The sequence below is a fragment of the Poseidonocella sedimentorum genome (assembly GCF_900116005.1).
In the GTDB taxonomy this organism is placed as follows: Bacteria; Pseudomonadota; Alphaproteobacteria; order Rhodobacterales; family Rhodobacteraceae; genus Poseidonocella; species Poseidonocella sedimentorum.
Genome location: NZ_FOYI01000006.1, coordinates 80,313 through 105,335, shown reverse-complemented (window position 1 = coordinate 105,335; position 25,023 = coordinate 80,313). Strand labels below are relative to the sequence as shown.

The following is a 25,023-nucleotide window of genomic DNA, read 5'->3' as shown; positions in this document are numbered from 1 at the left end:
TCAGACAGGCCGACGACGTGGCCCGGGATGGGTCGCGCATCAGATTGCCAATTTGGGAGCACCTTGGTGGGGGAGCTTTAAAAAAACTGTTTACGCCATGGAAATTCAACGTGCGCAGACACAAGGCCTTTGCCTCTAATTTTCAAGGCTATGATATGTATACACTTTTTATAGAGAGGCGGTTTCTATCGCCTCGACCACCTGCCCCACAACCTGCTCCAGCTGCGCCTGATTCTCGCATTCCGCCATGACGCGGATGAGCGGTTCTGTCCCGGATTTCCGGATGAGAAGACGACCGGAGCCGGAAAGCGCGGTCTCGGCCGCCGCGATCGCGGATTTGACCTCCGCCGCCTCCAGCGGGGCGTCTCCGGCCCCGTATCGCACGTTGCGCAGCAGTTGCGGGACCGTCTCGAAGCGCCGCGCGAGGGTGCTGGCGCTGGCGTTGCTGCGCACCATCTCGGCGAGGAACTGAAGCGCGGCCATGAGCCCGTCGCCGGTGGTGGCGTAATCGGTCATGACGATATGTCCCGATTGCTCGCCGCCGAGGTTGAACCCGCCGCTGCGCATGCGCTCAACCACGTAGCGATCGCCGACCCCGGTGCGCTCGAGCCCGACCCCGCGCTCCGCGAGAAAGCGCTCCAGCCCGAGGTTGGACATGACCGTGGCAACAAGCGCGCCGCCCGCAAGCCGGCCCTCGGCGGCCCAGCGTTCGGCAAACAGGGCCATGATCTGATCGCCATCCGCGACCGCCCCGGTCTCGTCGATCAGGATGACCCGATCCGCGTCGCCATCGAGGCAGATCCCCACATCCGCGCCATGGGCCACGACCTGCTCGGCGGCGGCCTGCGGCTTGGTGGAGCCGCAATTTGCGTTGATGTTCTTGCCATTGGGCGTAACGCCCATCGGGATCACCTCGGCCCCAAGCTCCCACAATACTTCGGGCGCCGCGCGATAGGCTGCTCCGTTGGCGCAATCGATCACGACCTTGACCCCTTCGAGCGTCATGCCCTGCGGGAAGCTGCTTTTCACCCGTTCGATATAGCGGAAGCGGCCGTCGTCGATCCGCTTGGCGCGGCCGATGTTCTCAGCTTGCGCGGGCTCGACCCCCTCGGCGACCAGCGCCTCAATCTCGACCTCGGCGTCATCGGAGAGCTTGAATCCGTCGGGGCCGAAGAACTTGATCCCGTTGTCCTGATGCGGGTTGTGGCTGGCCGAGATCATGATCCCCAGATCGGCGCGCATCGACGGCGTCAGAAGGCCCACCGCGGGCGTCGGGACCGGGCCGAGCAGCAACACATTCATGCCCGTGGAGGTGAGCCCCGCGGTCAGGGCGTTTTCGAACATGTAGCCCGACAGGCGGGTGTCCTTGCCGATGACAACCCGGTGCGCCGCCGATCCACCGCGGCGGAAATAGCGGCCCGCCGCGGCCCCGATGCGCAGCGCCATCTCGGCGGTCATGGGCGCCGTGTTCGCTGTGCCGCGCACACCGTCCGTGCCGAAAAGCTTGGGTGGGATATCCTTGGCCATGTCAGTGGCTCCCTGTTGTGGCGGCGCGGTAGAGGCAGATGCCTTGCGCGGTTTCGGCCACGTCATGAACGCGCAGCACCTGCACCCCTTGTGAGACGGCGGCGAGGGCGACGGCAAGCGAGCCCGGCATCCGCGCCCCGGCCTCCGCCGCCCCGGAGATCGTGCCGATGAACCGCTTGCGCGAGACGCCGAGCAGGATCGGCAGGCAGAGCCCGTGAAACAGGCTGATCCGCGCCAGAAGCGCGAGATTATGCGCGACGGTTTTGCCAAAGCCGATGCCGGGATCGATCATGATCCGATCGCGCGGAATGCCCGCCTCGACGGCCGCATCGACGCGCGCGCCGAGATAGTCGTAGACCTCGAGCAGCACATCGTCATAGCGCGGATCGTTCTGCATTGTCTGCGGCGCGCCTTGGGAATGCATGAGGCACACGGGCGTGCTGGTGTCGGCCGCGAGGGTCATGAGGGCGGGATCGAAGCCGAGCGCGGCCACGTCGTTGATCATGTCGGCGCCGGCTTCGAGCGCGGCTTCGGCGACGGGCGCCTTGCGGGTGTCGATGGAAATCGGGGTCGCGATCTCCTGGCGAAGCGCGGCGATCACGGGGGCCGTGCGAGCGATTTCCTCGGTGATGGCAACCTCATCCGCGCCCGGGCGCGTCGATTCGCCACCGATGTCGATCATGTCGGCCCCCGCCGCCACCATCGCGCGGGCCTGAGCGAGCGCGGACTTCGGCTCGCGGAAGAGGCCCCCGTCGGAAAAACTGTCGGGCGTGACATTGAGGATGCCCATGATCGAGGGGCGCTCGAAACCCAGCCCCGCCATGCGGCGGCGCGGCGCGCTCAGGCGGCTCCGCCACGGTTCGGGCAGGTCCGAGGCGGGGATGACTTCCGGCGCGCGCCCCCGTTCGAGGCATTCGACATGGGTGAACCAGCACCAGCCGCCAGCGAGCGACAGGGCCCCCTCGGGCCGGCCGGGGCCGGTTTGGGCGATCGGGCGGAAATACTGGCTCATGCGGGGATCATCGCCGGGTCAGATTGTTGGGCTCTGCACGGAGACGAGGCTCACGGGACAGGGCGCCGAGGCGGGCGGGCGGGCGCCGACAACGGTCAGCTCCGTCGCCTTCACCTCGCCGGCGAACCACGACACCAGCTCCAGCGCATCCTGCGGCGCCGCCATCGGCCCGCCGACCGCATCGAGCACGACCTTGGACGGCGCCCAGACGCTCAGCTGCCCGTTGCGCATGCCCCAGTCCAGTTCGGTCCGCGAGCCGGTCACAACGCAGCGCCGGTCACAGCTCGCGAGAACCCAGGCGTTTTGCTCGATGGCCAGAAGATCCACCCGTCGTTGCACGAGCGGACGGCCCTCGATCCGCGGCGCGGGCATATCCGGCGCCCCGACGCAGAGAATGACCGGATCGGCGCTCGCATCGAGTTGGTCAATCCAGGATTTGAGATGCGGCGCGGTGAAGGCCTCGTTGGAGACATAGATCACGCGCGGATGCGGAACCGGATCTGCGTCCTCGGGCGCCGCAAGATCCCGGCGCGCGCGGACGATTTCGACCCCGAGCGCCCCCGGCCCCCGGTCGAGCTTCTCGATCCGGACGAAAACGCGCACGGCCTGAGGCTCATGCAAGATGCGCTCGGCCACACGGTCTGCCAATGTTTCCAAAAGGTTGAGCCGCTCCGCGCGGAGCTCGAAAGCGATCGCCTCGGTCACGCGGTCATAAGAGAGGATGCGGTCCACGTCATCGCCAAGCGGCGCCTCCATCGGCGCGACCTCGACCACCACGTTGAAACAGATCCGCTGGGAAATCCCGCGCTCGGCCTGAAACGCGCCGATCTCGACTTCGACGGTGTGATCGCGCAGCGAGATCCGGTCCAGCGGACGGTCCTGCCCCATGGACGAGGCGGCAGCCCGCTCGTCGGGATGCGCGAATGCAAGGCGAACTTCGTTGCTCATGAGCCCTCCACGGCTGCGGGCATCTCCCGCGCCCCGCCTGTTTCTAACAGGGGGGAAAGCCATGGGAAAGCCCGTCTGCGCCCGCGCGCGCCGGCGCGGCGCGGATCAGCCGCGGTAGAAGTGGTGCACCCCGATCGTCGCCGTCCGGCGGAACACGCGCGACCAGCTCGGGCTCACGTGTTTGGTGTGGTAAAAAAGCGCGCCGTTGGTGAGCGTTTTGGGCATACCGTCAAGTGCCGCACGGGCGATCTTGCCCACGCGCTGCCAGGCCCGCTCTTCGGCGATGATCTCTTTCTTGCCATCGCAGGTATAGGTGAACTGGCATTGATATTTCCGGCCCGTGCCTTGGGTGATCACGCCGCAAACCGAGTTGGGGAACTTTGCGCTCTTGACCCGGTTGAGAATGACCTCGGCGACGGCAAACTGACCCTCGACCGTCTCGCCCCGCGCCTCGAAGTAGAGCGCCTCGGCAAGGCAGCGCCACTGTTCGTCGCCGCTCGCCTTGGGCAGCTTGGCGATGAAATCGCGGGTGTAGCGGATCTGCGGGAAGCTCTTGCGCAAGGGCACGTTGAGGTCCCGAAGCTGTTCGGTGTCGAGGCTCGCGAGAACCTGATCCTCTGCGGTCACCAAAGATTTGAGGCGATCCGCCGTTTCGGCCTGAGCGGTGGCAGCCGCGAGGCCAAGGAGCAGTCCAACGCTCCAAAGCATTTTATTAAACATCTCTTCCGTCCCCCAGGATCGGTATCGGTCCAACCATCGTTATCGATCGAGGCGGATACCCCAGAGTCACCCGGCGGTCCACCCTGCCCGCCCTCCGCCCCCTCCAAGCGGCGAAAACCTGCCGTCTGGGGCGCTCTTGGCGCGAAACCTCAGGGTTTGCCGGGGGTCTGGTCTCTGGCGGCGATGGCAAGCCGGGCGGCGGCGAGTCGCGCCACGGGCACGCGGAAGGAGGAGCAGGACACATAGTCGAACCCCAGATCGCGGCAGACGGCGATGGATTCGGGGTTTCCCCCGTGCTCGCCGCAGATCGACAGGGTTATACCGGGGCGCGCGCCGCGTCCGCGCACCGCGCCGATCGCCAGAAGCTCGCCGACCCCATCGGTGTCGAGCGTGTGGAACGGGTCTTCGGGAAAGACCCCGGCGCTGACATAGGCCGACATGAAGCGCCCCGCGTCATCGCGCGAGAGGCCATAGGTCATCTGGGTGAGGTCGTTCGTTCCGAAGCTGAGGAAATCGGCGTGGTTGGCGATGTCGCCGGCCCGCAGCGCGGCGCGCGGGGTCTCTACCATAACGCCCAGCCGGAAGGCGACATCCTGCCCCGTTTCATTGCGGACCGCGGCGGCCACCGCATCGATGCGCGTCTTGACCAGCTCGACCTCGCGGCGCGCCGAGACCAGCGGGATCATGATCTCCGGCACCACCGGCTCGCCCTTGCGCGAGGCCGCGACACTCGCCTCGAAAATCGCGCGCGCCTGCATGTCATAGATCTCGGGCACAGTGATCCCGAGCCGCACCCCGCGCATGCCCAGCATCGGGTTGTATTCCGCCAGCGCCTCGACCCGCCGCGTCACATCCGACATCGGCAGATCCAGCGCCTCGGCCAGCTCGCGCAGCCCGGTCCGGTCGGTGGGCAGGAATTCGTGCAACGGCGGATCGAAGAGGCGGATGCAGACCGGCATGCCCGCCATGATGTCGAAAAGCGCGCTGAAATCCGCGCGCTGCATCGGCAGCAACAGATCGAGCGCGACGCGCCGGTCTTCGGCCACGTTGGCAAAGATCATCTCGCGCATGGCCCGCAGCCGCTCGGCATCGAAGAACATGTGCTCGGTGCGGCACAGCCCGATCCCCTGGGCCCCGAAATTCCGCGCCGTCTGCGCGTCCTGCGGCGTATCGGCATTGGCGCGCACGTCGATATCGCGGCACGCATCGGCCCAGCTCATGAGCTCCTGAAACGCGTCGTCGAGCGCGGGCTCCTGTAGCGCCGGGCTGCCCGCGAGGACGCGCCCGCCCGTGCCGTCGACCGTCAGCGTATCGCCCTCGGAAAAGACCCGCCCGTCGGGCATGACGAGGCGCCGCATACGCAGCTCGAACCGGATCTCGGAGGCCCCGACGACACACGGCACCCCAAGCCCGCGCCCGATCACCGCCGCGTGGCTCGTCATCCCGCCCCGTTCCGTCAAAACCGCCGAGGCCGCATGCACCCCGCGCACGTCCTCCGGCCCCGTCTCGCGCCGCACAAGCACACAGGCCTCCCCCCGCGCCGCGGCCAGTTGCGCCGCATCCGCCGAGAAGACGAGCCGGCCGGTCGCCGCGCCGGGGCTGGCCGCCACCCCCCGCGCGAGGACGTCGAGCGGCGCGTTAGGGTCGAGTTGCTGGTGCAGCAGCTCGGTCAGAGCCTTGGGCTCGATCCGCATCAACGCCTCATCTCGTGGGATGATCCCGTCGCGCGCCAGCTGCACCGCGATCCGCACCGCCGCCCGGGACGAGCGCGAAACGCGTACCCCGTCAAGAATGTGCAACTGCCCGTCCTGCAGGGTAAACTCGACCTGCATCTCCTCGCGCAGCCGCTCCCGCATCCGCGCGGCATGCGCCTTGAGCGCGGCGAAAGCCTCCGGCACCTCTTCCTCCAGCGAGGGCCCGCGCGGATCCCGCTCCAGAAACAGCGCCCGCGCTCCGGGCTCCAGGGCTTCTCGCCCCTGGCTCTGCGAAAGATACCGCCCGGTGACCTGCGCCATGCCGGTCTGCGAGCTCACGATCTGCAACACGCCCGAGCCGCTCTCGCCGCGCCCAAGCCCAAGCGCCAGCCGCTGGACCACGAGCCCGAGCCCCGCATCCGCCGGCGCGCCCTTCGCCTCGCGCAACAGCCGCGCCGATGTCCCCTCCCAGGCCCGCGCCATGGATTGCAGGACCTCCGAAAGCTGAACCTCAAGCGCCTGCGGGAACGGCTCCTCGGCTTCATCCTCATAGGCGGCCAGCGCGCGCTCCAACGCCGCCCCGAGATCCTCGGGCAGATCGTCAAACATATCCGGATCGAGCCGCGCGACATCGATCGCGTAGGTCTGAACGAAGCGCAGATACAGCGCCTTTGCCGCCACCTCGCCGATCACCGGGATCAGCGCGGCACAGGTCTCATCGCTCATCCCGATATTGAGGATCGCCCCCGGCCCGCCCCAGTCGGGATCCTGGCTTGACGGCCGGACACAGAGCAAGGGCGCCGCGCCGAAGGGCGCCAGCAAACTGCCAAGATCGGAAATCGCCCCCTGCGCGATCCGGTGCACCGCATCGAATGAAAGCGCGACCGTCGTCGGGACCGGCAGATCAAGCCGAATGAGCCGCTGCAAACACTTCGCGCGCCCGCCATGGCTCTCGGACGAAAGCGTCGCGGTGGCGGTGATCAACGTGTGATCGCGGGTCTGCTGGAGCATTCGGGCTATCCTGATGTCGCAGCCGCAGCATAACCACCCCGCTCAGCCACGCAAGCGCCACCACGCGGGCCGGGCACCGGAAGGCGCCCCGCGCCGACGCGGGCGGGGAGGCTTCGATGGCCTCCCCGCCCGCCCGTTCTCACGCCGGTCTCAGCCCTCGAGCCGCGTCAGATCGGCGACGGTGCCGCAGATCCGTCGAATCTGCCCCAGAAGGTTCAGCCGGTTGCGCCGGACAATCTCGCTCTCGGCATTGATCTGCACCGTTTCGAAGAACGCGTCGATCGGCGCGCGCAGCGCGGCCATCCCGGCCATCGCGTCGCCATATCGCTCCGCCTTCGCCGCCGCCGCGATCTCCGGCCCCTTGGCCTCCAGATCGTTGAAAAGCGCGCGCTCCTCGTCGGCTTCGGCGTATTTCGCGTCCGCCCCAAAGGAATATTCGACCCCGTCTTTCGCTTCGGCCTGGGCGAGGATGTTGTTCGCCCGCCGGAACCCTTGCACAAGGTTAGTGCCCTCTTCGGTCTCGACAAATGCCCCCAGCGCGCGCGCCCGCGCGACCACCGAGGCCAGATCGTCTCCGCCCTCCATCTCGAGGCAGGCGTCGATCACATCGTGGCGCAGCCCCTCGTCGCGCAGGTGGACCTTGAGACGATCATGCACGAACCCGAGCAGATCCGCCGCAAGGCCCTCGCCCGCGCCCTCATGCCGGGCAAGCTGCGCGTCAAATTGCGCGCCGAGCGGCAGGCGCAGCCCGTTGCTCAACACGATCCGGATCACCCCGAGCGCCGCGCGGCGCAGGGCGAACGGGTCTTTCGAGCCGGTGGGTTTTTCGTCAATCGCCCAGAACCCGGTCAGAAGATCGATCTTGTCGGCCAGCGCCACAGCCACCGACACCGGCTCGACCGGCACGTCATCCGACGGCCCCAGTGGCGCGTAGTGATCGCGCGCCGCATCCGCCACCGGCTGCGCCAGACCCGCCTTCATCGCGTAATACCGCCCCATGATCCCCTGCAACTCGGGGAACTCATAGACCATTTCGGAGGACAGATCCGCCTTGGCGATCTCTGCCGCGAGGCGGGCCTGCGCGGGATCGGCGCCAACGCCCGGCGCGATCTCTTCGGCCAATGCCGCGATCCGCGCGATGCGGGCGCCCTGGCTTCCGAGCTTGTTGTGGAAGGTGACGTTCTCGAGCGGCGCGGCCATCGCCTGCAACCCCTCGCGCTCCACCGTGCGCAGATCGTTCTCCCAGAAGAACTTGGCATCCGAGAGCCGCGCCGAGAGCACCTTCTGATTGCCCGCGAGGATCGTCGCGCCGCCGTCGGGCGTCTCGATATTGGCCACGGTGGCAAAGCGCGTGATCTGCCCCGACTTGGGGTCGCGCAGCGAAAAGAATTTCTGGTGTTCCTTCATCGAGGTCTGGAGCACCTCGGGCGGCAGGTCGAGAAAATCCGCCCCGATCTCGCCGACCAGCACCACCGGCCATTCCACCAGCCCGGCCACTTCCGCCAGCAACCCGGCGTCCTCGACCACCTCGAGCCCTGCGGCAAAAGCCTGATTGCTGGCATCCGCCCTGATGTGCTCGGCCCGCTCGGCCGGGTCCAGCACCACCTTGGCCGCCTTGAGCTTGGCCGTGTAATCCGCGAAGGAGCCTACGGAAAACGCATCGGGCGCCATGAACCGGTGGCCGCGGGTTTCGTTGCCCGCCACGATCCCCTCGATCTCGAACGGCACGACCGATGCCTCGCCGGCGTCGTCGGTCAGGATGCAGAGCACCGAATGCAGCGGCCGCACCCACCGCAGCGTCCCGGCGCCCCACCGCATGGATTTCGGCCAAGGGAAATTGCGGATGGTCTTGTCGAGCACATCGGCAACGATCTCGGCCGCCGGGCGGCCCGGAGTCGTCACCGTGGCGAAATAGACCGCGCCCTTGGGCGTTTCGCGCGCCTCCAGATCCGCAATCGCAACACCGGCGCCGCGGCAGAACCCCTCGATCGCCTTCTCGGGCGCGCCGACCTTCGGCCCCTTGCGCTCCTCGCGCAGGGTCGGGCTCGCGCCAAGCAGGTCTTCGATGTGCAGCACCAGCCGCCGCGGCGTCGCGAAGGCGCCCGCGCTGCGGTAGGTCAAGCCAGCCTCGACAAGCCCGTCGGTCATCAGCTTGCGCAGGTCCTCCGAGGCGCGGCGCTGCATCCGCGCGGGGATTTCTTCGGAAAAGAGTTCGATCAGCAGATCGGGCATAGACGTGTCCTCTTACTCGCGGGTCGGGCAGGCCTCGCCCACCGGCGTGCCGTCATAGGCTTTTTCGCCGCAATCGTTCAGCTGGTGCCAGGCATAGGCGCGCCCATCGTCGAAGACGACGACCAGCCGATCCACGCCATAGGCGATGTTCTTCTCGCCCAGAAAAGGCAGTGCCGCGCCGGAGCGGAGCCCCTCGGCGATGGCGATGGCGTCAAAACAGTCGAACCAGCCGGGCGCGACGAGCGGCTCGGCCCGTTCGTAGGGCGCGAAAGTCTCGCTCAGCATCGCCTGGCTCACCGGCGTGGTGAAGCAGGCGCGAAACCGGATCGGCGAGCTGGCCGCATCGATGCCCTCGAACCCCTCGACGGGCAGCGCCTCCTGCGTTCCGTCGAACCGGGTCAGGCGGATCTCGGCCTCGGGGCTCGTGGCGGCCACCTCCTCATAATATCCGTAGATCTGGAGGTAATACAGCGCGCCCCCCGCGATCAGCGCCGACAACAGGATCGCGATGACAAGAACCTTGCCGCTCATGCCGCGTCCTGGCCCGTTGCGCCGCCCGCCTCCGTCATGACGAAGGCATCGGCGCAGCGTTTGGCAAGCGCCCGAACCCGGCCGATATAGGCCTGACGCTCGGTGACGGAGATCACGCCGCGCGCGTCCAGGAGGTTGAAGATATGGCTCGCCTTGATGCACTGGTCATAAGCCGGATGCGCCATGATGATGCGCTTGCCGGTCTTGGGATCGACCGCCTCCTGATCGAGGATCGCGGCGCATTCAGCCTCGGCCTCCTCGAAGTGCTTGAGCAGCACGGCGGTATCGGCCACGTCGAAGTTCCAGCGGGAATATTCTTCCTCGGTCTGGCGGAACACGTCGCCATAGCGCAGCGGGATCGGCGCGTCGGGGGCGTTGAACGGCATCTCCATCACGTGATCGACGCCGAGCACATACATCGCCAGCCGTTCGAGCCCATAGGTCAGCTCGCCCGAGACCGGGTGACAGTCATGCCCGCCGACCTGTTGGAAATAGGTGAATTGCGAGACTTCCATCCCGTCGCACCAGACCTCCCAACCGAGGCCCCAGGCGCCGAGCGTCGGGCTTTCCCAGTCGTCCTCGACAAAGCGGATGTCATGCGTGGCCATGTCGATGCCGATCGCTTCGAGCGAGCCGAGATAGAGCGCCTGTAGATCCGGCGGGCTCGGCTTGATGATGACCTGATACTGGTAATAGTGCTGGAGCCGGTTGGGGTTCTCGCCATAGCGCCCGTCCGTGGGCCGCCGCGAGGGCTGGACATAGGCCGCGGCCCAGGCCTTGCCCCCGAGCGCACGCAGGGTCGTGGCGGGGTGGAACGTCCCGGCGCCCACCTCCATGTCATAGGGTTGCAGCACGGCGCAGCCCTTCGCGGCCCAGTAGGTCTGCAGCCGCAGGATGATCTCCTGAAAACTCGTTGGTTTGTCGCTCATGCCGAACCCCTTGCACGTAACCGCGCCTTCCTATTGCGGCGCGGCCGGAGGGTCAACGCACCGCGCCACCCCGATCTATGGCGGATGCGCAACAAATGTGGCGTTTGTGGTGAAACCGGATGCGCGGCCTTGGCGATTTGATAACCTCTCCCGGTAGAGATCGTGGCCGGGCAGTGCGGCGCGGGATGTGGCCAGCCCCCCGGGGCGGACGGAAGGAAAGATGACGATGCGGCGTTGGGTAATGAGTGCGGCACTGGCCGCGGTACTTTGGGCGGGCGCGGGCGCGGCCCAGCAGCAGCCCGTCTGGGTTCAGATCGAGGCGCTCCCGACGTTGCAACAGGCCGAGGACCGGCTGCGCGCCTATGCGGCGGCGCTGCCCGATGTGAACGGGTTCGATCTCGGCAATGGCTGGTACAGCGTGGCGCTCGGCCCCTACGCGCGGGACGATGCCGAGAGCGTCCTGCGGCAATACCGGGCCCAGGGCGCGATTCCGTCTGACAGCTATATCGCTCTGCCGTCGGCCTATGAGCGTCAGGTCTGGCCCGCCGGACAGCAGAGCGCGGCGTTGGTCCCGCCTGCCTCGGCCGAACCCGCCCCACAAGAGGTCGAGCCACTCCGGCAAGCCGAGGAAACCCGCGCCGAAGCGCTCCGAACTGAGCGCGCACTGGGCCGCGCGGCGCACGCCGAGCTGCAAACCGCCCTGCAATGGTCGGGCCATTACAGCGGCGCGATCGACGGGCTGATCGGTCGCGGCACGCGCGGCGCGATGGAACGCTGGCAAGCCGCCAACCGCTATGAGCCGTCCGGCGTGCTCACCACCGCGCAACGCGCCGCGCTCTTCGCCCAGTACAACGCCGTGCTGGACGGGATGGGCCTGCAGACCGTCCAGAGCGCCGAGACCGGGATCGAGATCGCGCTGCCGCTGGGCGTCGTGGCCTTTGACCGGCTGGAGCCGCCCTTCGCCCATTATGCGCCCACCGGGGATCTGGCCGCGCGCGTCCATCTCATCAGCCAGCGCGGTGGCCGCGCCGATCTCGTTGGCCTCTTTGATGTCATGCAGACCCTCTCGGTCGTCCCGCTCGATTCGACAGCGGAGATCCGGTCCGGCAGTTTTACGCTCGCCGGCGCCGATGACGAGATCGCGAGCCACACGCAGGCCGAGCTGTCGGGCGATACGATCAAGGGCTTCACGCTGGTCTGGCCGGCCGGGGACGAGGCGCGCCGGATGCGCGTCTTGCAGGAAATGCAAGCCAGCTTCCGGCCCATCGACGGCGTCCTGCCCGCCACGGCGGGCAATGCGGCGCAGGATATCGACCTGCTCTCCGGGCTGGAAATCCGGCGCCCCGCGCGGACGCGCTCGGGCTTTTACGCCAGCGCCGATGGCATCGTCGTCACCACCCGCGATGTCGCGCAAGACTGCACACGCCTGACACTGAACGACCGCTACGAGGCGGAGCTTCTGCTTGAGGACGCGGCCCACGGGCTGGCCCTGCTGCGCAGCACCGAGGCGATCGCGCCTCCGCGCCACGCGAGCTTGCGCACCACCGCGCCGCTCTTGCGCTCGGAGGTGGCCGTCGCGGGCTATTCCTATGGCGGCCGGCTCGGGGCACCGACCCTGACCTACGGCCGGCTGGCTGACGTCAAGGCGCTCGACGGGGCCGAAACGCGCGACCGGCTGGAGCTTGCCGCGCTTGAGGGCGACGCGGGCGGGCCGGTGCTCGACGCGGCGGGTCAGGTGTTCGGGATGCTCCTGCCCCGCGAGGCGGGCGCGCGGCAATTGCCGGATGGCGCGGCCTTCTCGGTCGATGCCGCCGTGATCGCCGATCTGCTGGCCGAGGCCGGGATCGCCACGCCGCCCGCGCCCGCCGCGGCCCCGGATCTGCACGCCGAGGCACTTGGCGAGATGGCGTCGGAGATGGTGGTCCTTGTGAGCTGCTGGAACTGAGACCGGGGCGGCCTCACCCGCGCCAGAACTGCGCGGTGAAAAGCACGAAGACGGCCATGAGCTCCAGCCGCCCGATCAACATGGCCAGCGCCAGCAGCCATTTCGCCGCATCATTGAGCGCCGCATAGTTGCCCGCCGGGCCGATGATCTCGCCAAGGCCCGGCCCGATATTGGCCAGCGCCGCCGAGGCCCCGCTCACCGAGGTCACGAAATCGAGCCCGGTGATCCCGAGCGCGACGGAAAAGATCCCGAGCGTGACGATGAAGAACACAAAAAACGACATCACCGAGTTCATGATGTCGGGCGTCACTGTCCGCCCTTCGTATTTGTTGGCGAACACCCCGTGGGGCGAATGGATGCGCTTGAGCTCGGTGCGCACGGCGCCGAACAGCAGCTGGTAGCGGAAGATCTTGATCGAACAGGTCGTCGAGCCCGCGCAGCCGCCGATGAGGCCGATGAAGAAGAACATCGCGATCAGGAACGTGCCCCATTGCATGTAATCGACGCTGGCGTAGCCGGTGCCGCTGGTGATTGAGGTGATGTTGAAGAGCGCTTCGCGAAAGGCCTGTTCCCAGGGGTGCGCGGAGAGGGTCGAGAGAATGGCCGCGGTGATCACGACAAGCGCGGCAATGAGCAGGAGGAAGCTGCGGACCTGCGTGTCCTGAAGCAGCGGCTCGGCGCTGCCGTTGAGGATCTGGACGTAGCGCACGAAGGGCAGCGCCGAGAGGATCATGAAGGCCGTGGCGATGTATTCGGCGCCCCCCGAGAAGGCCGCGAAGGAGGCATCGTAGTTGGAGAATCCGCCCGTGGCGACCGTGGTGAAGGCATGGACCAGCGCGTCGAACCAGCCCATGCCCACCGCGAGGTAGGAAAAGAAGCAGGCGGCTGTGATCGCTACGTAGATGACCGAGATCTGGCGGGCGATTTCGGTCGCGCGGGGGAGGATCTTGCCCATGGTCTCGAACCCTTCGGCCCGGAAGATCTGCATCCCGCCCACGCGCAATTCGGGCAGGAACACCATGGCGAAGACGATGATCCCCACCCCGCCGAGCCATTGCATGATCCCGCGCCAGAGCAGGAGCCCACGCGGGAGATCGTCCAGCCCGCTGAAGACCGTGGCGCCGGTGGTCGTGAGGCCCGACATGGCCTCGAAGAAGGCATCCACCGCCCGCGCCTCGGTGGCGCCGAGCGCGAAGGGGATGGCCCCAAAAAACGGCAGCGCGACCCAGACGCCGGTTGTGATCATGAAGGTCTGTTGCAGCGAGAGCTTGTCATGCACCCCGTTGGCGCAGGCGAGGGCCATCATCCCGCCGCACATCATGGTAAAGATCGCGCCTTCGAGAAACGGGGGCCAGGCGCCGCGCGCGTCGTGGATCTCGAGCGCGAGCGGCAGAAGCATGGTGACGCCAAGCGCCAGCACGAGCAGACCGATCACATAACCGACGGGGCGCAGATCCAACATGACACGCAGGCTTGGCGGCAGGGCGCGCCGCTGTCAAGCGCTCGCCGTGCGCCGCTGCGGCCCCGGGATCAACCGGTATGGAAGAGCGTGCTGAAAAGCTTGGGGTCGAGGCTTTTCTGGGCGAAGGTCTCGCCCTCGGTCAGGACGCTGACCGCATCGTGGCTGTGCAGGCTTTCCTGATGGCTGGCGATGACGCGGAAATCGCCGATGCGCGGCTCCGACAGGAGTTTTTCGGCAAAGAGCCGCGCCGCATCCTCGACAAAGATCGGGTTCGCGGCGTTCAGCTCGGCAAAGGCCTGTTCATCCTCGCGCTTGACCATGACCTGGGTCTCCGTCGGCACAGCCTCACGGCACAGATCGATCAGATCCTCGAACCACAGGCAATCGCCGGGCAGAACCTCCACCGAAATCCGCGCCACAGAACGTTGCGAATGAGGCGTGGCCAGTTGCCCGCGCGCGCGGCGGGCATGTTCGCTCAGCTCCAGCGAGCAGGGGCAGGTTGAGGAATAGACATAGTCGAGGTGGAGGTACTTGCGGCGAACGCCCTCCTGCTCCACCAGTTCGAGCGCGATGTCGTAATACTGGTAGCCCGAGAGACCGGAGCGCAGGCTCTGGATCGTCGCCGGGAAGGAAAAGCGCATCTGGATGCGCGCGTCGATGCTCTCAAGGTCGGCCTTGTAGTCGTCGAGCGCGGCCTCGATCACCTCGAAGCTGAAGGTCTTTTCCGCATGTTTGTAAAAGCTGCGCATGATGCGCGACATGTTGATGCCCTTCTTCTCGGCATCGAGGCTGACCGATCCGGTGACCGAGGTTTCCAGCGTCAGATCCCGCCCGCCGCGGGTGTGGAAGGCGATGGGCAGGCGGAAATTGGAAATCCCCACGTATTGGATCTGGCGGCGCGCGCCGCGAATGAGGCTGGCCGGCCCGTTTTGCAGATCGGGCATGCTCGCCTTGTAGACGGCATCGGGGATGAACTCGCCCTGATAGTCGGATTTGAGCGCCGGATACCCCGCCGCGGCCGCAAGAAGCTGAGCAGTATCAGGGTCTTCCGCGCCTTCGTTCACCTTGGCCGCCCAGCGGCGCAACAGGTCGAGCGCCGCACGCGCGTCGTCTCGAGTGGGGGTGTCGTTGAGCTCGCCCAGATGCAGGTTCATTGCGTCTTCGCCTCCGAAGGTCTGATCGCTACATAGGGGCTTGGGCGCCCGCTTTCCAATAAATTGCGCAAAGCGGGCGTTAAGTTCTGCTTATCAAACCTGCGCCAGAGCGCCCGTCAGATCGGCCAGAAGATCCTCCTCATCCTCAAGCCCGACCGAGAGCCGGACCAGACCCGGGCTGATCCCCAGCAATGCCTTCTGATCGCCTGGCAGGCGCTGGTGGGTCGTGGTGGCCGGGTGGGTGACGATGGATTTCGCGTCGCCAAGGTTGTTGGAGATGAGCACGATCCGGAGCGCGTCGAGGAAGCGGAATGCAGCCGCCTCGCCCCCCTTGACCTCGAAGGTCAGCACCGTGCCGCCCGCGCCCATCTGTGCCATGGCGAGCGCATGGTGCGGATGGCTCTCGAGCCCCGGATAGATCACCCGCGCGAGCTTGTCGTGCCCCTCCAGCGCGGTTGCGATCCGCGCCGCCGCCGCCGCCTGCGCCCGCACGCGCAGATCGATCGTCTCAAGCCCCTTGAGCATGATCCAGGCGTTGAACGGGCTCATCGCGCCGCCGGTGTGCTTCATGTAAGGCTCCACCGTCCCGCGGATGAACTCCCGCGTGCCTAGGATCACCCCGCCGAGCGCGCGCCCCTGCCCGTCCACGTGTTTCGTCGTCGAGTAGACAACCGCATCGGCGCCCTGCGCGATGGCATCCGAAAAGACCGGGGTGGAAAAGACATTGTCGACCACAACCAGCGCGCCATGCGCCCGCGCAATCTCGGAAATTCCTTTGATATCGGCAACTTCCAGCCCGGGGTTCGAGACGGTTTCAAAGAAGACAGCGCGGGTCGTATCGCGCACCGCGGCCTGCCAGGCGGCCAGATCGGTGGCATCCACCAGCGTGACCTCGACCCCGAACCGCGGCAGGATCTCCTCAACGATATAAAGACAGGAGCCAAAGAGCGCGCGGCCCGCGACGATATGATCCCCGGCCTTGAGCATGGACATCAGCGCGCCGTTGACCGCAGCCATCCCCGAGGCCGTCGCGAAGGCGTCCTCCGCCCCTTCCAGAAGCGCGATGCGCTCCTCGAACATCGCGACCGTCGGGTTGCCGTACCGCGCATAGATGAACTCGTCTTCGCCGAGCGCCTCGAACCGGCCCTTGGCCTGCTCCGCCGTCTCGTAGACAAAGCCCTGCGTCATGAAAATCGCTTCGGAGACCTCGTTATACTGGCTGCGGCGCGTGCCGCCGTGCACCAGCTTGGTCTTCGCTTTCCACTCATCGCTCATGTGCCGTCTCCTGACCGCTGCGGGCCGTCCGGGGCGGCCACGAAAAAACCCCTACCGCGGCCATGCGACAGGGGTCCCCCACGTCTCAGACCTCTTTAGCGGCATGTTTAACGTGGCCCGCAATCCGGTAACAAATCGCCACGCGCGATCTCATACGCGCAGACATGTTACAGGTCAACACCGTCACGCAGTCGTAACCTCAACTTCATTTCGCTGTCGTATCTCTGTGGAAAAGGGAAACCACAAGACAAGGCGGAACGACACGATGCCCATCCTGCAGGTTACAGCTTCTGAGAGAGCGCCGGTGCTGCGCAATCAGAACGATCTGCCGGATCACGCGCTCGACAGTCTTCTGGCCGGAACCGGCCCGGTGATCATCATGATCCACGGCTACAAATATCTCCCCGAGACCACGCATTGCCCCTTCGATACGATCCTGTCGCTCGCGCCGCGCGCCGGTGGGCGGCTTTCTGTGAGCTGGCCCCGGCATCTGGGGATCAGCGAGGATGCGGGCTGCGGGATCGCCTTCGGATGGCGGGCGCGGGGCAGTCTCAAGGATGCCTACGGCGAAGCGGAACGTGCGGGCGCGGCGCTGGCGCGGCTGATTGCACGGATCTCTGCGCGGGCGCCGGAGCGCGAAATTGGCGTGATCGCCCATTCGCTGGGCGCGCGGGTCTACCTTCAGGCGCTGAAGTCCATGCCCCGGATCGCCACGCGTGCGGTGCTGATGACCGCCGCGGAATTTCAGGGCGAGGCGCAAACGGCGCTGGCCTCCCCCGCCGGGCGCCTTGCCCGCGTGATCAACATCACCAGCCGCGAAAACGATCTCTTCGATTGGCTCTTCGAGCTCTGCCTGCCCGCCCCCGTTGGCGGCCCGCGTGCGCTCGGCCAGGGTCTCGGCGCCGGGGCCGCCCGCTGGGTCGATCTGCAAATCGACAATTCCGGTGTGCTGCAGACGCTCGGCGCGCTCGGCTATCGGGTCCCGGCCCCGACGCATCGGGTCTGCCACTGGTTCCCCTACATGCGCACCGGCCTCTTCGACCTTTATCGCGATTTCTTCTTCGGCGCGCCCGGCCGCAGCTTCGAATATCTCGCAAGCCAGCTCCCGGCAGAGCCCTGCCGCCGCTGGTCGCGCCTGCTGCCGCGCTTCCAGCGCCAAACGCCCCCGCCCGGCCCGCTGGCCTCCGCCTGAGCGATCAGATCGGCGGGCGGACCTCCTGCCGCTGCACACCCAGTGTTGCGATCTCCAGCTCCATCACATCCCCCGGCCGCAACCAGCGCTGCGGGGTCTGGCCCATGCCCACCCCAGCGGGCGTGCCGGTGGCGATGATATCACCGGGCTCGAGCCGCATCAGACCGCTGAGATACGACACGATCGTCGCGACATCGAAGATCATGTTGGCCGTCGATCCATCCTGCATGACCGCGCCATTGACCCGAGTGCCGAGCCGCAACCCCTGCGGATCTCCGACCTCATCTGGGGTGACGAGCCACGGGCCGACGGGCGCAAAACTGTCGGCGCTCTTGCCCTTGGTCCACTGCCCGCCGCGCTCCAGCTGAAAGGCCCGTTCGCTCACGTCGTTGACGATGGTGTAGCCCGCGACATGGGCAAGCGCCTCCTCGCGCGGCACGTAAAGCGCCTCGCGCCCGATGACGATCCCGAGCTCGACCTCCCAATCGGCTTTCTCAGCCCCGCGCGGCAGGATCACCGGATCGTTCGGCCCCGACAGCGCGGAGGTGGCCTTCATGAACACGACCGGCTCCTCCGGCGCGGCCATGCCCGCTTCCTCGGCGTGATCGGTGTAATTCAGCCCGATCGCCACGAGCTTGCCCACGCCCGCAACCGGCACCCCGAGACGCGGCGCACCGGCCACGCGGGGCAGCGTCTCGGGATCGACGCGCGGTAAATCGCCCAGCACGGCCCCGCCAAGATCGGCCACCACACCGGAGAGGTCGCGCACCCCTCCGCCTACGTCGATAACCCCGGGCCGCTCCTGCCCTTTTTCGCCGTATCTGACAAATCGCATGCCCATGCCTCCACTTCTCGCGCGACCCTAAAATCGGCTGCACCCCATGACAAGCGCCCCCTGCCCCTTGATCCGGATGCGCATCCCCTCCTATCTGTGTTCGGTGGCCAAACTCAGGAGATCCCATGTTCCAACTGCCCTTCCCCCTTCGCGATGCAAACGCAAGCTCCGGCGGAAAGGACCTTGGCGACCTGCCGGAATGGGACCTGACCGACCTCTACGCGAGCCCCGAAGCGCCCGAACTTGAGCGCGATCTGGCCTGGCTTGAGGGCGAATGCGCCGCCTTCGCCGCCGATTACGAGGGCAAACTCGCAGATCTCGACGCCGCGGGCCTGCTCAGCTGCGTGCAGCGCAACGAGAAGATCAACATGGTCGCGGGGCGTGTGATGTCCTTTGCGGGCCTGCGCTACTACCAGCAGACGACCGACGACGCCCGGGCCAAGTTCCTCTCCGACTGTCAGGAAAAGATCACCAATTTCACCACACCGCTGGTGTTTTTCACCCTTGAGCTCAACCGGATCGAGGACAGCGCGCTTGAGGCGCAGTTTGCAGCCAACACCGAGCTGGCGCGCTACAAGCCCGTCTTCGACCGGATCCGCGCGATGAAGCCGCACCAGCTTTCGGACGAGATGGAGAAATTCCTGCACGATCTCGGCGTCGTGGGCGATGCCTGGGAGCGGCTCTTTGACGAGACCATGGCGGGGCTCAGCTTCACCGTGGATGGCGAAGACTACGGCATCGAGGGGACGCTGAATTTCCTCACCGAACAAGACCGCTCAAAACGCGAGGCCGCGGCCCGTGAGCTTGCGCGCGTCTTTGGCGAGAACATCAAGATCTTTGCCCGTGTCCACAACACGCAGGCCAAGGAAAAGCAGGTCATCGACCGCTGGCGCAAGATGCCCACGGCGCAGACCGGGCGGCATCTGTCCAACCATGTGGAGCCCGAGGTGGTCGAGGCGTTGCGCGACGCTGTGGTCGCGGCCTATCCGCGCCTCAGCCACCGGTACTACGAGCTCAAACGCAAATGGCTCGGGCTCGAAACGATGGAAGTTTGGGACCGCAACGCGCCCCTGCCGATGGAGAGCGAGAAGGTCGTCGGCTGGGAAGAGGCGCGCAAGATCGTCTCCGATGCCTACGCCGGGTTCGATCCCGAAATGGCCCGGCTGGCCGAGCCCTTCTTCACCAAGGGCTGGATCGATGCGGCGGTCAAACCGGGCAAGGCGCCCGGGGCTTTCGCCCACCCGACCGTAACGGATGTGCACCCCTACGTGATGCTCAACTACCTCGGCAAACCGCGCGACGTGATGACGCTGGCGCATGAGCTGGGCCACGGCGTGCATCAGGTGCTGGCCGCCGATCAGGGCGAAATGCTCTCCTCAACCCCGCTGACCCTGGCCGAAACCGCCTCGGTCTTCGGCGAGATGCTGACCTTCCGCAAGCTGCTCGAGGGCGCGAAAACCCAGCAGGAACGCAAGATCCTGCTCGCGGGCAAGGTCGAGGACATGATCAACACGGTCGTGCGCCAGATCGCCTTCTACGATTTCGAATGCAAGCTCCACGCCGCCCGGCGCGAGGGGGAGCTTACCCCCGACGACATCAACGCGCTCTGGATGTCGGTGCAGGCCGAGAGCCTAGGGCCCGCGTTTACCTTCATGGAAGGCTACGAGACCTTCTGGACCTACATCCCGCATTTCGTGCATTCGCCGTTCTACGTCTATGCCTATGCCTTCGGCGACGGGCTGGTGAACGCGCTCTACGCGAATTACGAGGAAAACCCCGAGGGTTTCCAGGAGAAGTATTTCGAAATGCTCCGCGCGGGCGGCTCGAAACACCACAAGGCGCTCCTCGCCCCCTTCGGCCTCGACGCCTCCGACCCGGCCTTCTGGGACAAGGGCCTGTCGATGATCGAAGGGTTCATCGACGAGCTTGAGGCGATGGAGAGCTGAACCGCAGCCAACATGAGCGGAAAGACTGGCGCGCGCGGGTGGCCCGGGCGCGTCTTGCGATCCGGCGGCGTGTCCGGCCGGGGATGCGGCTTTGGGTCGGGCTGCTGCTGATCTTCGGCGGGGTGCTGGGGTTCTTGCCGATCCTCGGGTTCTGGATGATTCCGCTGGGACTCGCCGTTGCCGCGATGGACATCCGGCCGATATGGCGGCGGTGGCGCGGCCGCTAGGCGCGCGTCAGTCCAGATCGGTCCAGGGCCAGGGCTTCACATCGCTTCCCGCCGTCTGATACCGCACCGCCTTCGCGATCCAGACCCCGAGGTCGAGCCCGAACTCGGCCAGCCGGTCATTGGGCTTGCCGCCATGCAGCAGCATGATGACGAACTGGATCACCGTGACCACAACCAGCACGGTCTGCGCGAGGTTGATCAGGATCGCGATCAACACGGTAAAGATAAGCCGCATCAGTAACCCGTCGCGCGCCTCCGGCTCCGGCCGCTCGCCCCGGATCCGCCCGTCGAGGTGATCATGTTCAGCCATCGGCCTTCTCCCTTTTGGCGGCCGCAAAGACCGCATCGATCATCGCCTGCGTGCCCTTGGAAAACTCCAGCGGGCAGGCATAGTCGCCCCCGTGCAGCGCGGCCGTGTTGAACGCTTCCACCTGGATTTCATAATGGTTATCGGCGGTGAACCGCGTGATTTCCGTCTCGAACCCGTCCTTGTGAAGCTCCACCCGCGCCTCGCCGAAGACCCGCGCGTTGAACGGCGCGGTGAGCTTGATGAGCCCCTCGCTGCCGTGAAACTGCATCTCCTGCGCGGGGAACATGCGCATCGAATTGATCGCGTGATAGCGGAACGAGGGGAAACGCGCGCAGATTTCGGCATAGACATCGACGCCGTTTTCCCAGTCGATATCGACATAGGTGATCTCCTCGGGCTCCTCGCCGGTCACGAACCGGGTGCAGCCGTAGGTATAGACGCCGATGTCGGGGATGCCGCCGCCGCCCAGATCGGGGTTCAGCCGGATGTTGCCGGCATCGTCCGAATTGTCATAGGAAAACACCGCCCGGACCGAAATGAGCTTGCCGATCCGGCCCGCCTCATAGAGCGCCTTGGCGTGTTGCCACTGGGGATGATGCACGATCATGTAGGCCTCAGCCGCCATGAGCCCGGTCTCATCGCGCTTGGCGATCACCGCGTCGAACGCGCCCGCCGACATGGCCAGCGGCTTTTCCACCAGCACATGCTTGCCCGCGTCCAGCGCCTTGAGTGCCCAGTCCACATGGAGCGTATTGGGCAGGGGGATGTAGATCGCGTCGATCTCGGGATCGGCGAGCAGGGCCTCGTAGCTGTCATGGATCCGCAGGCCGGGAAAGCGCGCGTGAAACGCCGCGGCCTTCTCGGGTGATCCGGTCGCCAGCGCCTCCAAAGCCCCATGCGGCGCTGCGTGCAGCGCTTGCCCCATGTGCCGCAGCGCGAAATTCGCCGCCCCCAGAATGCCCCATCGAATGTAATCTGTCATCGTCCCGCCCCCGGTGGCGCGCTCGCGACGCGGCGAGCCCAAGTAAAGTCACCAAGGTTTTACGCCCCACTCCGCCGACTGTCACCCACCCATGAGACAAGGGCGCCGCGCCGAAGGGTGACTTTCTCCGGTGCGGGCGGATCTGAGGTCGCCGGACACAAAAACGCCGGAACCTCGTGTCGAGGCCCCGGCGGAATTGTTGCCGATGGGGGGGCGCGATCAGGCGTCTTCGAGCATGCCGCGCTCCGCCGCAAGATCGCGCATCCGCTCCTGCAGCTTTTCGAAGGCGCGGACCTCGATTTGGCGGATTCGCTCGCGGCTCACGCCGTATTGGCCCGACAGGTCCTCCAACGTGACCGATTTGTCGGACAGGCGCCGCTGGGTCAGGATGTCGCGTTCGCGCTCGTTGAGCACGTCCATCGCCTCGGCCAGCATCTCGCGCCGCGCTTCAAGCTCGTCTCGCGCTTCATAGTCGCTGGCCTGATCGGCGTCTTCGTCTTCGAGCCAATCCTGCCACTGCATCGTCCCCTCGCCTTCGGAGCCGATGGTCGCGTTGAGCGACGCATCCCCGCCCGACAGGCGCCGGTTCATGCTGATCACCTCGGCTTCCGTCACACCGAGATCGGTGGCGATCCGCTTGACGTTGTCGGGGTGCATATCGCCTTCTTCCAGCGCGCCGATGCGCGCCTTCGCCTTGCGCAGGTTGAAGAAGAGCTTCTTCTGCGCCGAGGTCGTCCCGAGCTTCACAAGGCTCCAGGACCGCAGGATGTATTCCTGAATCGAGGCGCGGATCCACCACATCGCATAGGTCGCGAGGCGGAACCCCTTCTCCGGGTCAAACCGCTTGACGGCCTGCATCAGGCCCACGTTGGCCTCCGAGATGACCTCCGCCTGCGGCAACCCGTAGCCGCGATAGCCCATGGCGATCTTGGCCGCGAGCCGCAGGTGCGACGTGACCATCTTGTGGGCCGCGCCGGTGTCTTGTTCCTCAACCCACCGTTTGGCGAGCATGTATTCCTCTTCCGGCTCCAGCATGGGAAACTTGCGGATTTCCTGCATATAGCGGTTGAGGCCGCCTTCCGGTGTCGGTGCGGGCAGATTTGAATAATTGCTCATGCGTCCCGATACTCCGTTATGTTTATGACCTTAACATCAAGATAGGAAGGCCGTGAGGATGTTTCAAGCGCGCAGAGGGTATTGGGCGGGCCCGCGCGCCGGCTGGCCCAACCTAATGGTTTTGCCCGACAGGGAAAACCATGCGTCATCGGCGATCACGGCCGATTGAAAGGCCTGTAACAGTGCACCCGTTTGCGGCCTTGCAAGAGCAACGGGTTGGCGCGGGATTGGTTCCGAACCCGGGCCCGGGGGGCCGGCTCAGCCCGCCCCGGCCTCCAACGCGGCGATCAGCCCGGCCATGTCCGCCGGCAGGGGCGCCTCGAAGCGGAGCATCTCCCCGCTCACCGGATGCGCAAAGCCCAGGGTTGCCGCGTGAAGCGCCTGGCGCGGGAAGGCGCGCAGGGTCTCGGCGGCTTCGGGGGTCAGCGCCGTTTTGGCCAGCACGCGCCGGCCGCCATAGACCGGATCGCCCAGCAGACTGTGGCCGGCATAGGCCATATGGACGCGGATCTGATGCGTCCGCCCCGTCTCCAGCCAGCAATCAAGCTCGGCCAGCGCCCCGCCGCCAAACGCGCGGCGCACCTTCGCCCGCGTGACCGCGTGCCGCCCGCCCGATTGCACGACCGCCTGGCGCTGCCGATCCGCCGGGTGACGCGCGAGATTGGCGGTGATCTTCATGATCCCGCCGCTTTCGAAACTCACGCCCCGCATCCCTCGCAGCCGCGGATCGCCCGCATCCGGCACCCCGTAGCAGAGCGCGCGGTAGAGCCGCTCGACGTGGTGTTTCTCGAACTGCGCCGCGAGCCCGTGATGCGCCCGGTCGCTCTTGGCCACGACCAGAAGCCCCGAGGTCTCCTTGTCGATCCGGTGCACGATCCCGGGCCGTTTCTTGCCCCCCACCCCCGAGAGCGCATCGCCACAATGGTGGAGCAGCGCGTTGACCAACGTGCCCGAGGGCGAGCCGGGCGCAGGATGCACGACCATGCCCGCCGGTTTGTTGATGACGATGAGATCCGCGTCTTCGAACACCACGTCGAGCGCGATGGCTTCGGGCAGGATATGGCTGTCCTCGGCCACGGGCACGGTGATCGCGACCGCATCGCCCTCGGCCACCCGTGCTTTTGGCGCGCGCACCACCGCGCCGTTGACCGCGACAGCCCCGTCGGCCAACAGCCGCACCAACCGGCTGCGCGACAGCGACGCGCTCTCTGGCACATCGCGCGCCAGTGCCTTATCAAGTCGCGGCGGCGGATCGGCCGCGATGACGAATTCCACAAGGGTATCGGACATGGATGATGAGCCCCCTCTGAGCCCCGAGGACGCCGCCACGCTGCGCTTTCTCAAACGGCTGGTGACGGTGTTGACCACGGTGATGATCGGCGGGGTCATAGTGCTGATCACGCTGCTTGTCATCCGTTTACCGCAAAGCGCCCCTCCCTTTCCCGACAGCATCGCCCTGCCCGATGGCACGGTCGCCGAGGCCTTCACCCGCGGGCGCGGCTGGTACGCGGTGGTGACGGGCGCGCAGGAGATCCTGATCTTTGACGCAACCTCTGGCGCGCTGCGCCAACGCATCGAGATCACACCCTGAGGCGCGTCTGTCATGTCGGGCTGGGGGGAATGGTACCGCCTCCCTGGCTTGAACAGGGGACCTCTGGATCCACAATCCAGCGCTCTAACCAACTGAGCTAAGGCGGCACGAAAGCCCGGATCGTCGAAGGCGTCGCCGCCCTCCTCCGGAACCGTGCGGGTAGCTAGCATGGAGCATTTGAGGCTGCAAGACCAATCCGTCGCGGATTATTGACGAAATTTGCAGCTCGGGGATGCAATCGGCACTGGCGAGAAACAGAGCCCAAGCGCCCCAAAGGGCCGGGCGGATCTGGAGCGGGTAGACGGAATCGAACCGACATAGCCTGCTTGGAAGGCAGGGGCTTTACCATTAAGCTATACCCGCGTCGTAGGTCAGGGTGGTATT

At 66.4% G+C, this 25,023-nt stretch carries 21 protein-coding genes, 2 tRNA genes and 1 riboswitch; of the genes, 5 read left to right on the top strand and 18 right to left on the bottom strand.

Translation table 11 applies throughout. The annotated features are described in order from the left end of the window. Nucleotides 1-168: 168 nt before the first annotated feature. The 8 genes from glmM to BM353_RS10120 form a co-directional block, all read right to left on the bottom strand. Nucleotides 169-1,527: a phosphoglucosamine mutase gene (glmM, locus tag BM353_RS10155; protein WP_092080279.1), complete on the bottom strand. Its 1,359-nt coding sequence runs from the start codon at nucleotides 1,525-1,527 to the stop codon at nucleotides 169-171. A 1-nt stretch (nucleotide 1,528) separates the two neighbouring features. Next, nucleotides 1,529-2,539, bottom strand: a complete 1,011-nt coding sequence (gene folP, locus BM353_RS10150) for a dihydropteroate synthase (RefSeq protein ID WP_092080276.1) — start codon at nucleotides 2,537-2,539, stop codon at nucleotides 1,529-1,531. An 18-nt stretch (nucleotides 2,540-2,557) separates the two neighbouring features. Then, nucleotides 2,558-3,487: a dihydroneopterin aldolase gene (locus tag BM353_RS10145; protein ID WP_092080273.1), complete on the bottom strand. Its 930-nt coding sequence runs from the start codon at nucleotides 3,485-3,487 to the stop codon at nucleotides 2,558-2,560. 105 nt (nucleotides 3,488-3,592) lie between these two features. Continuing rightward, nucleotides 3,593-4,207 carry a cell wall hydrolase gene (locus BM353_RS10140; RefSeq protein ID WP_245759620.1) on the bottom strand — a complete coding sequence of 205 codons (615 nt, stop codon included), beginning with the start codon at nucleotides 4,205-4,207 and terminating at the stop codon, nucleotides 3,593-3,595. Nucleotides 4,208-4,356: 149 nt separating this feature from the next. Continuing rightward, nucleotides 4,357-6,912 carry a putative PEP-binding protein gene (locus BM353_RS10135; protein ID WP_092080267.1) on the bottom strand — a complete coding sequence of 852 codons (2,556 nt, stop codon included), beginning with the start codon at nucleotides 6,910-6,912 and terminating at the stop codon, nucleotides 4,357-4,359. A gap of 150 nt (nucleotides 6,913-7,062) precedes the next feature. Further along, nucleotides 7,063-9,144 (bottom strand): glycine--tRNA ligase subunit beta, encoded by a 2,082-nt coding sequence (gene glyS / locus BM353_RS10130; protein WP_092080264.1) that lies wholly within the window; start codon nucleotides 9,142-9,144, stop codon nucleotides 7,063-7,065. A gap of 12 nt (nucleotides 9,145-9,156) precedes the next feature. Next, nucleotides 9,157-9,675 carry a DUF6446 family protein gene (locus BM353_RS10125; protein WP_092080261.1) on the bottom strand — a complete coding sequence of 173 codons (519 nt, stop codon included), beginning with the start codon at nucleotides 9,673-9,675 and terminating at the stop codon, nucleotides 9,157-9,159. Then, entirely contained in the window at nucleotides 9,672-10,604 is a 933-nt protein-coding gene (locus BM353_RS10120) for a glycine--tRNA ligase subunit alpha (protein ID WP_092080258.1), read from the bottom strand. The genes BM353_RS10125 and BM353_RS10120 overlap by 4 nt, the downstream gene beginning before the upstream one ends. A gap of 226 nt (nucleotides 10,605-10,830) precedes the next feature. Here BM353_RS10120 and BM353_RS10115 point away from each other — a divergent pair, with 226 nt between their 5' ends. Continuing rightward, a complete protein-coding gene (locus tag BM353_RS10115) occupies nucleotides 10,831-12,549 on the top strand; it encodes a serine protease (protein WP_092080628.1) in 1,719 nt (572 codons plus the stop codon). A gap of 13 nt (nucleotides 12,550-12,562) precedes the next feature. Here BM353_RS10115 and BM353_RS10110 read toward each other — a convergent pair whose 3' ends face one another. The 3 genes from BM353_RS10110 to metZ form a co-directional block, all read right to left on the bottom strand. Continuing rightward, the gene (locus BM353_RS10110) at nucleotides 12,563-14,011 is read right to left on the bottom strand and encodes a TrkH family potassium uptake protein (protein WP_092080255.1); all 1,449 of its coding nucleotides are present in this window, start codon (nucleotides 14,009-14,011) and stop codon (nucleotides 12,563-12,565) included. A 68-nt stretch (nucleotides 14,012-14,079) separates the two neighbouring features. After that, nucleotides 14,080-15,165, bottom strand: a complete 1,086-nt coding sequence (folE2, locus tag BM353_RS10105) for a GTP cyclohydrolase FolE2 (RefSeq protein WP_092080252.1) — start codon at nucleotides 15,163-15,165, stop codon at nucleotides 14,080-14,082. Nucleotides 15,166-15,258: 93 nt separating this feature from the next. Next, nucleotides 15,259-16,440, bottom strand: a complete 1,182-nt coding sequence (metZ, locus tag BM353_RS10100) for an O-succinylhomoserine sulfhydrylase (protein WP_092080250.1) — start codon at nucleotides 16,438-16,440, stop codon at nucleotides 15,259-15,261. 74 nt (nucleotides 16,441-16,514) lie between these two features. Continuing rightward, nucleotides 16,515-16,592: riboswitch (SAM riboswitch) on the bottom strand. Nucleotides 16,593-16,744: 152 nt separating this feature from the next. On the opposite strand from metZ, the gene BM353_RS10095 reads away from it, so the two are divergent. Next, on the top strand, nucleotides 16,745-17,632 hold the full coding sequence (locus tag BM353_RS10095; RefSeq protein WP_177220525.1) for an alpha/beta hydrolase: 888 nt from the start codon (nucleotides 16,745-16,747) through the stop codon (nucleotides 17,630-17,632). 4 nt (nucleotides 17,633-17,636) lie between these two features. Here BM353_RS10095 and BM353_RS10090 read toward each other — a convergent pair whose 3' ends face one another. Next, on the bottom strand, nucleotides 17,637-18,467 hold the full coding sequence (locus BM353_RS10090; RefSeq protein WP_092080625.1) for a fumarylacetoacetate hydrolase family protein: 831 nt from the start codon (nucleotides 18,465-18,467) through the stop codon (nucleotides 17,637-17,639). A gap of 125 nt (nucleotides 18,468-18,592) precedes the next feature. On the opposite strand from BM353_RS10090, the gene BM353_RS10085 reads away from it, so the two are divergent. Both BM353_RS10085 and BM353_RS17120 read left to right on the top strand, forming a co-directional pair. After that, complete coding sequence (locus BM353_RS10085; RefSeq protein ID WP_092080245.1) at nucleotides 18,593-20,413, top strand: M3 family oligoendopeptidase; 1,821 nt, start codon at nucleotides 18,593-18,595, stop codon at nucleotides 20,411-20,413. Between the two features lie 83 nt (nucleotides 20,414-20,496). Further along, the gene (locus BM353_RS17120; protein WP_245759619.1) at nucleotides 20,497-20,640 is read left to right on the top strand and encodes a hypothetical protein; all 144 of its coding nucleotides are present in this window, start codon (nucleotides 20,497-20,499) and stop codon (nucleotides 20,638-20,640) included. Between the two features lie 7 nt (nucleotides 20,641-20,647). On the opposite strand, the gene BM353_RS10075 is transcribed toward BM353_RS17120, so the two are convergent. The 4 genes from BM353_RS10075 to BM353_RS10060 form a co-directional block, all read right to left on the bottom strand. Then, nucleotides 20,648-20,950 carry a DUF4389 domain-containing protein gene (locus BM353_RS10075; RefSeq protein WP_092080239.1) on the bottom strand — a complete coding sequence of 101 codons (303 nt, stop codon included), beginning with the start codon at nucleotides 20,948-20,950 and terminating at the stop codon, nucleotides 20,648-20,650. Then, nucleotides 20,943-21,932 (bottom strand): Gfo/Idh/MocA family protein, encoded by a 990-nt coding sequence (locus tag BM353_RS10070; RefSeq protein WP_092080622.1) that lies wholly within the window; start codon nucleotides 21,930-21,932, stop codon nucleotides 20,943-20,945. Before BM353_RS10070 ends, BM353_RS10075 begins: the two co-directional genes overlap by 8 nt. 219 nt (nucleotides 21,933-22,151) lie before the next feature. Continuing rightward, nucleotides 22,152-23,048 carry an RNA polymerase sigma factor RpoH gene (rpoH, locus tag BM353_RS10065; protein ID WP_092080236.1) on the bottom strand — a complete coding sequence of 299 codons (897 nt, stop codon included), beginning with the start codon at nucleotides 23,046-23,048 and terminating at the stop codon, nucleotides 22,152-22,154. A 258-nt stretch (nucleotides 23,049-23,306) separates the two neighbouring features. Then, a complete protein-coding gene (locus tag BM353_RS10060; protein ID WP_092080233.1) occupies nucleotides 23,307-24,338 on the bottom strand; it encodes an RluA family pseudouridine synthase in 1,032 nt (343 codons plus the stop codon). On the opposite strand from BM353_RS10060, the gene BM353_RS10055 reads away from it, so the two are divergent. Continuing rightward, on the top strand, nucleotides 24,337-24,639 hold the full coding sequence (locus tag BM353_RS10055; RefSeq protein ID WP_092080230.1) for a DUF6476 family protein: 303 nt from the start codon (nucleotides 24,337-24,339) through the stop codon (nucleotides 24,637-24,639). The genes BM353_RS10060 and BM353_RS10055 overlap by 2 nt on opposite strands. A gap of 30 nt (nucleotides 24,640-24,669) precedes the next feature. Here the strand turns inward: BM353_RS10055 and BM353_RS10050 are convergent. Further along, a tRNA-His gene (locus BM353_RS10050) sits at nucleotides 24,670-24,746 on the bottom strand. A gap of 182 nt (nucleotides 24,747-24,928) precedes the next feature. After that, nucleotides 24,929-25,002 (bottom strand) — tRNA-Gly (locus BM353_RS10045). Nucleotides 25,003-25,023 lie beyond the last annotated feature (21 nt).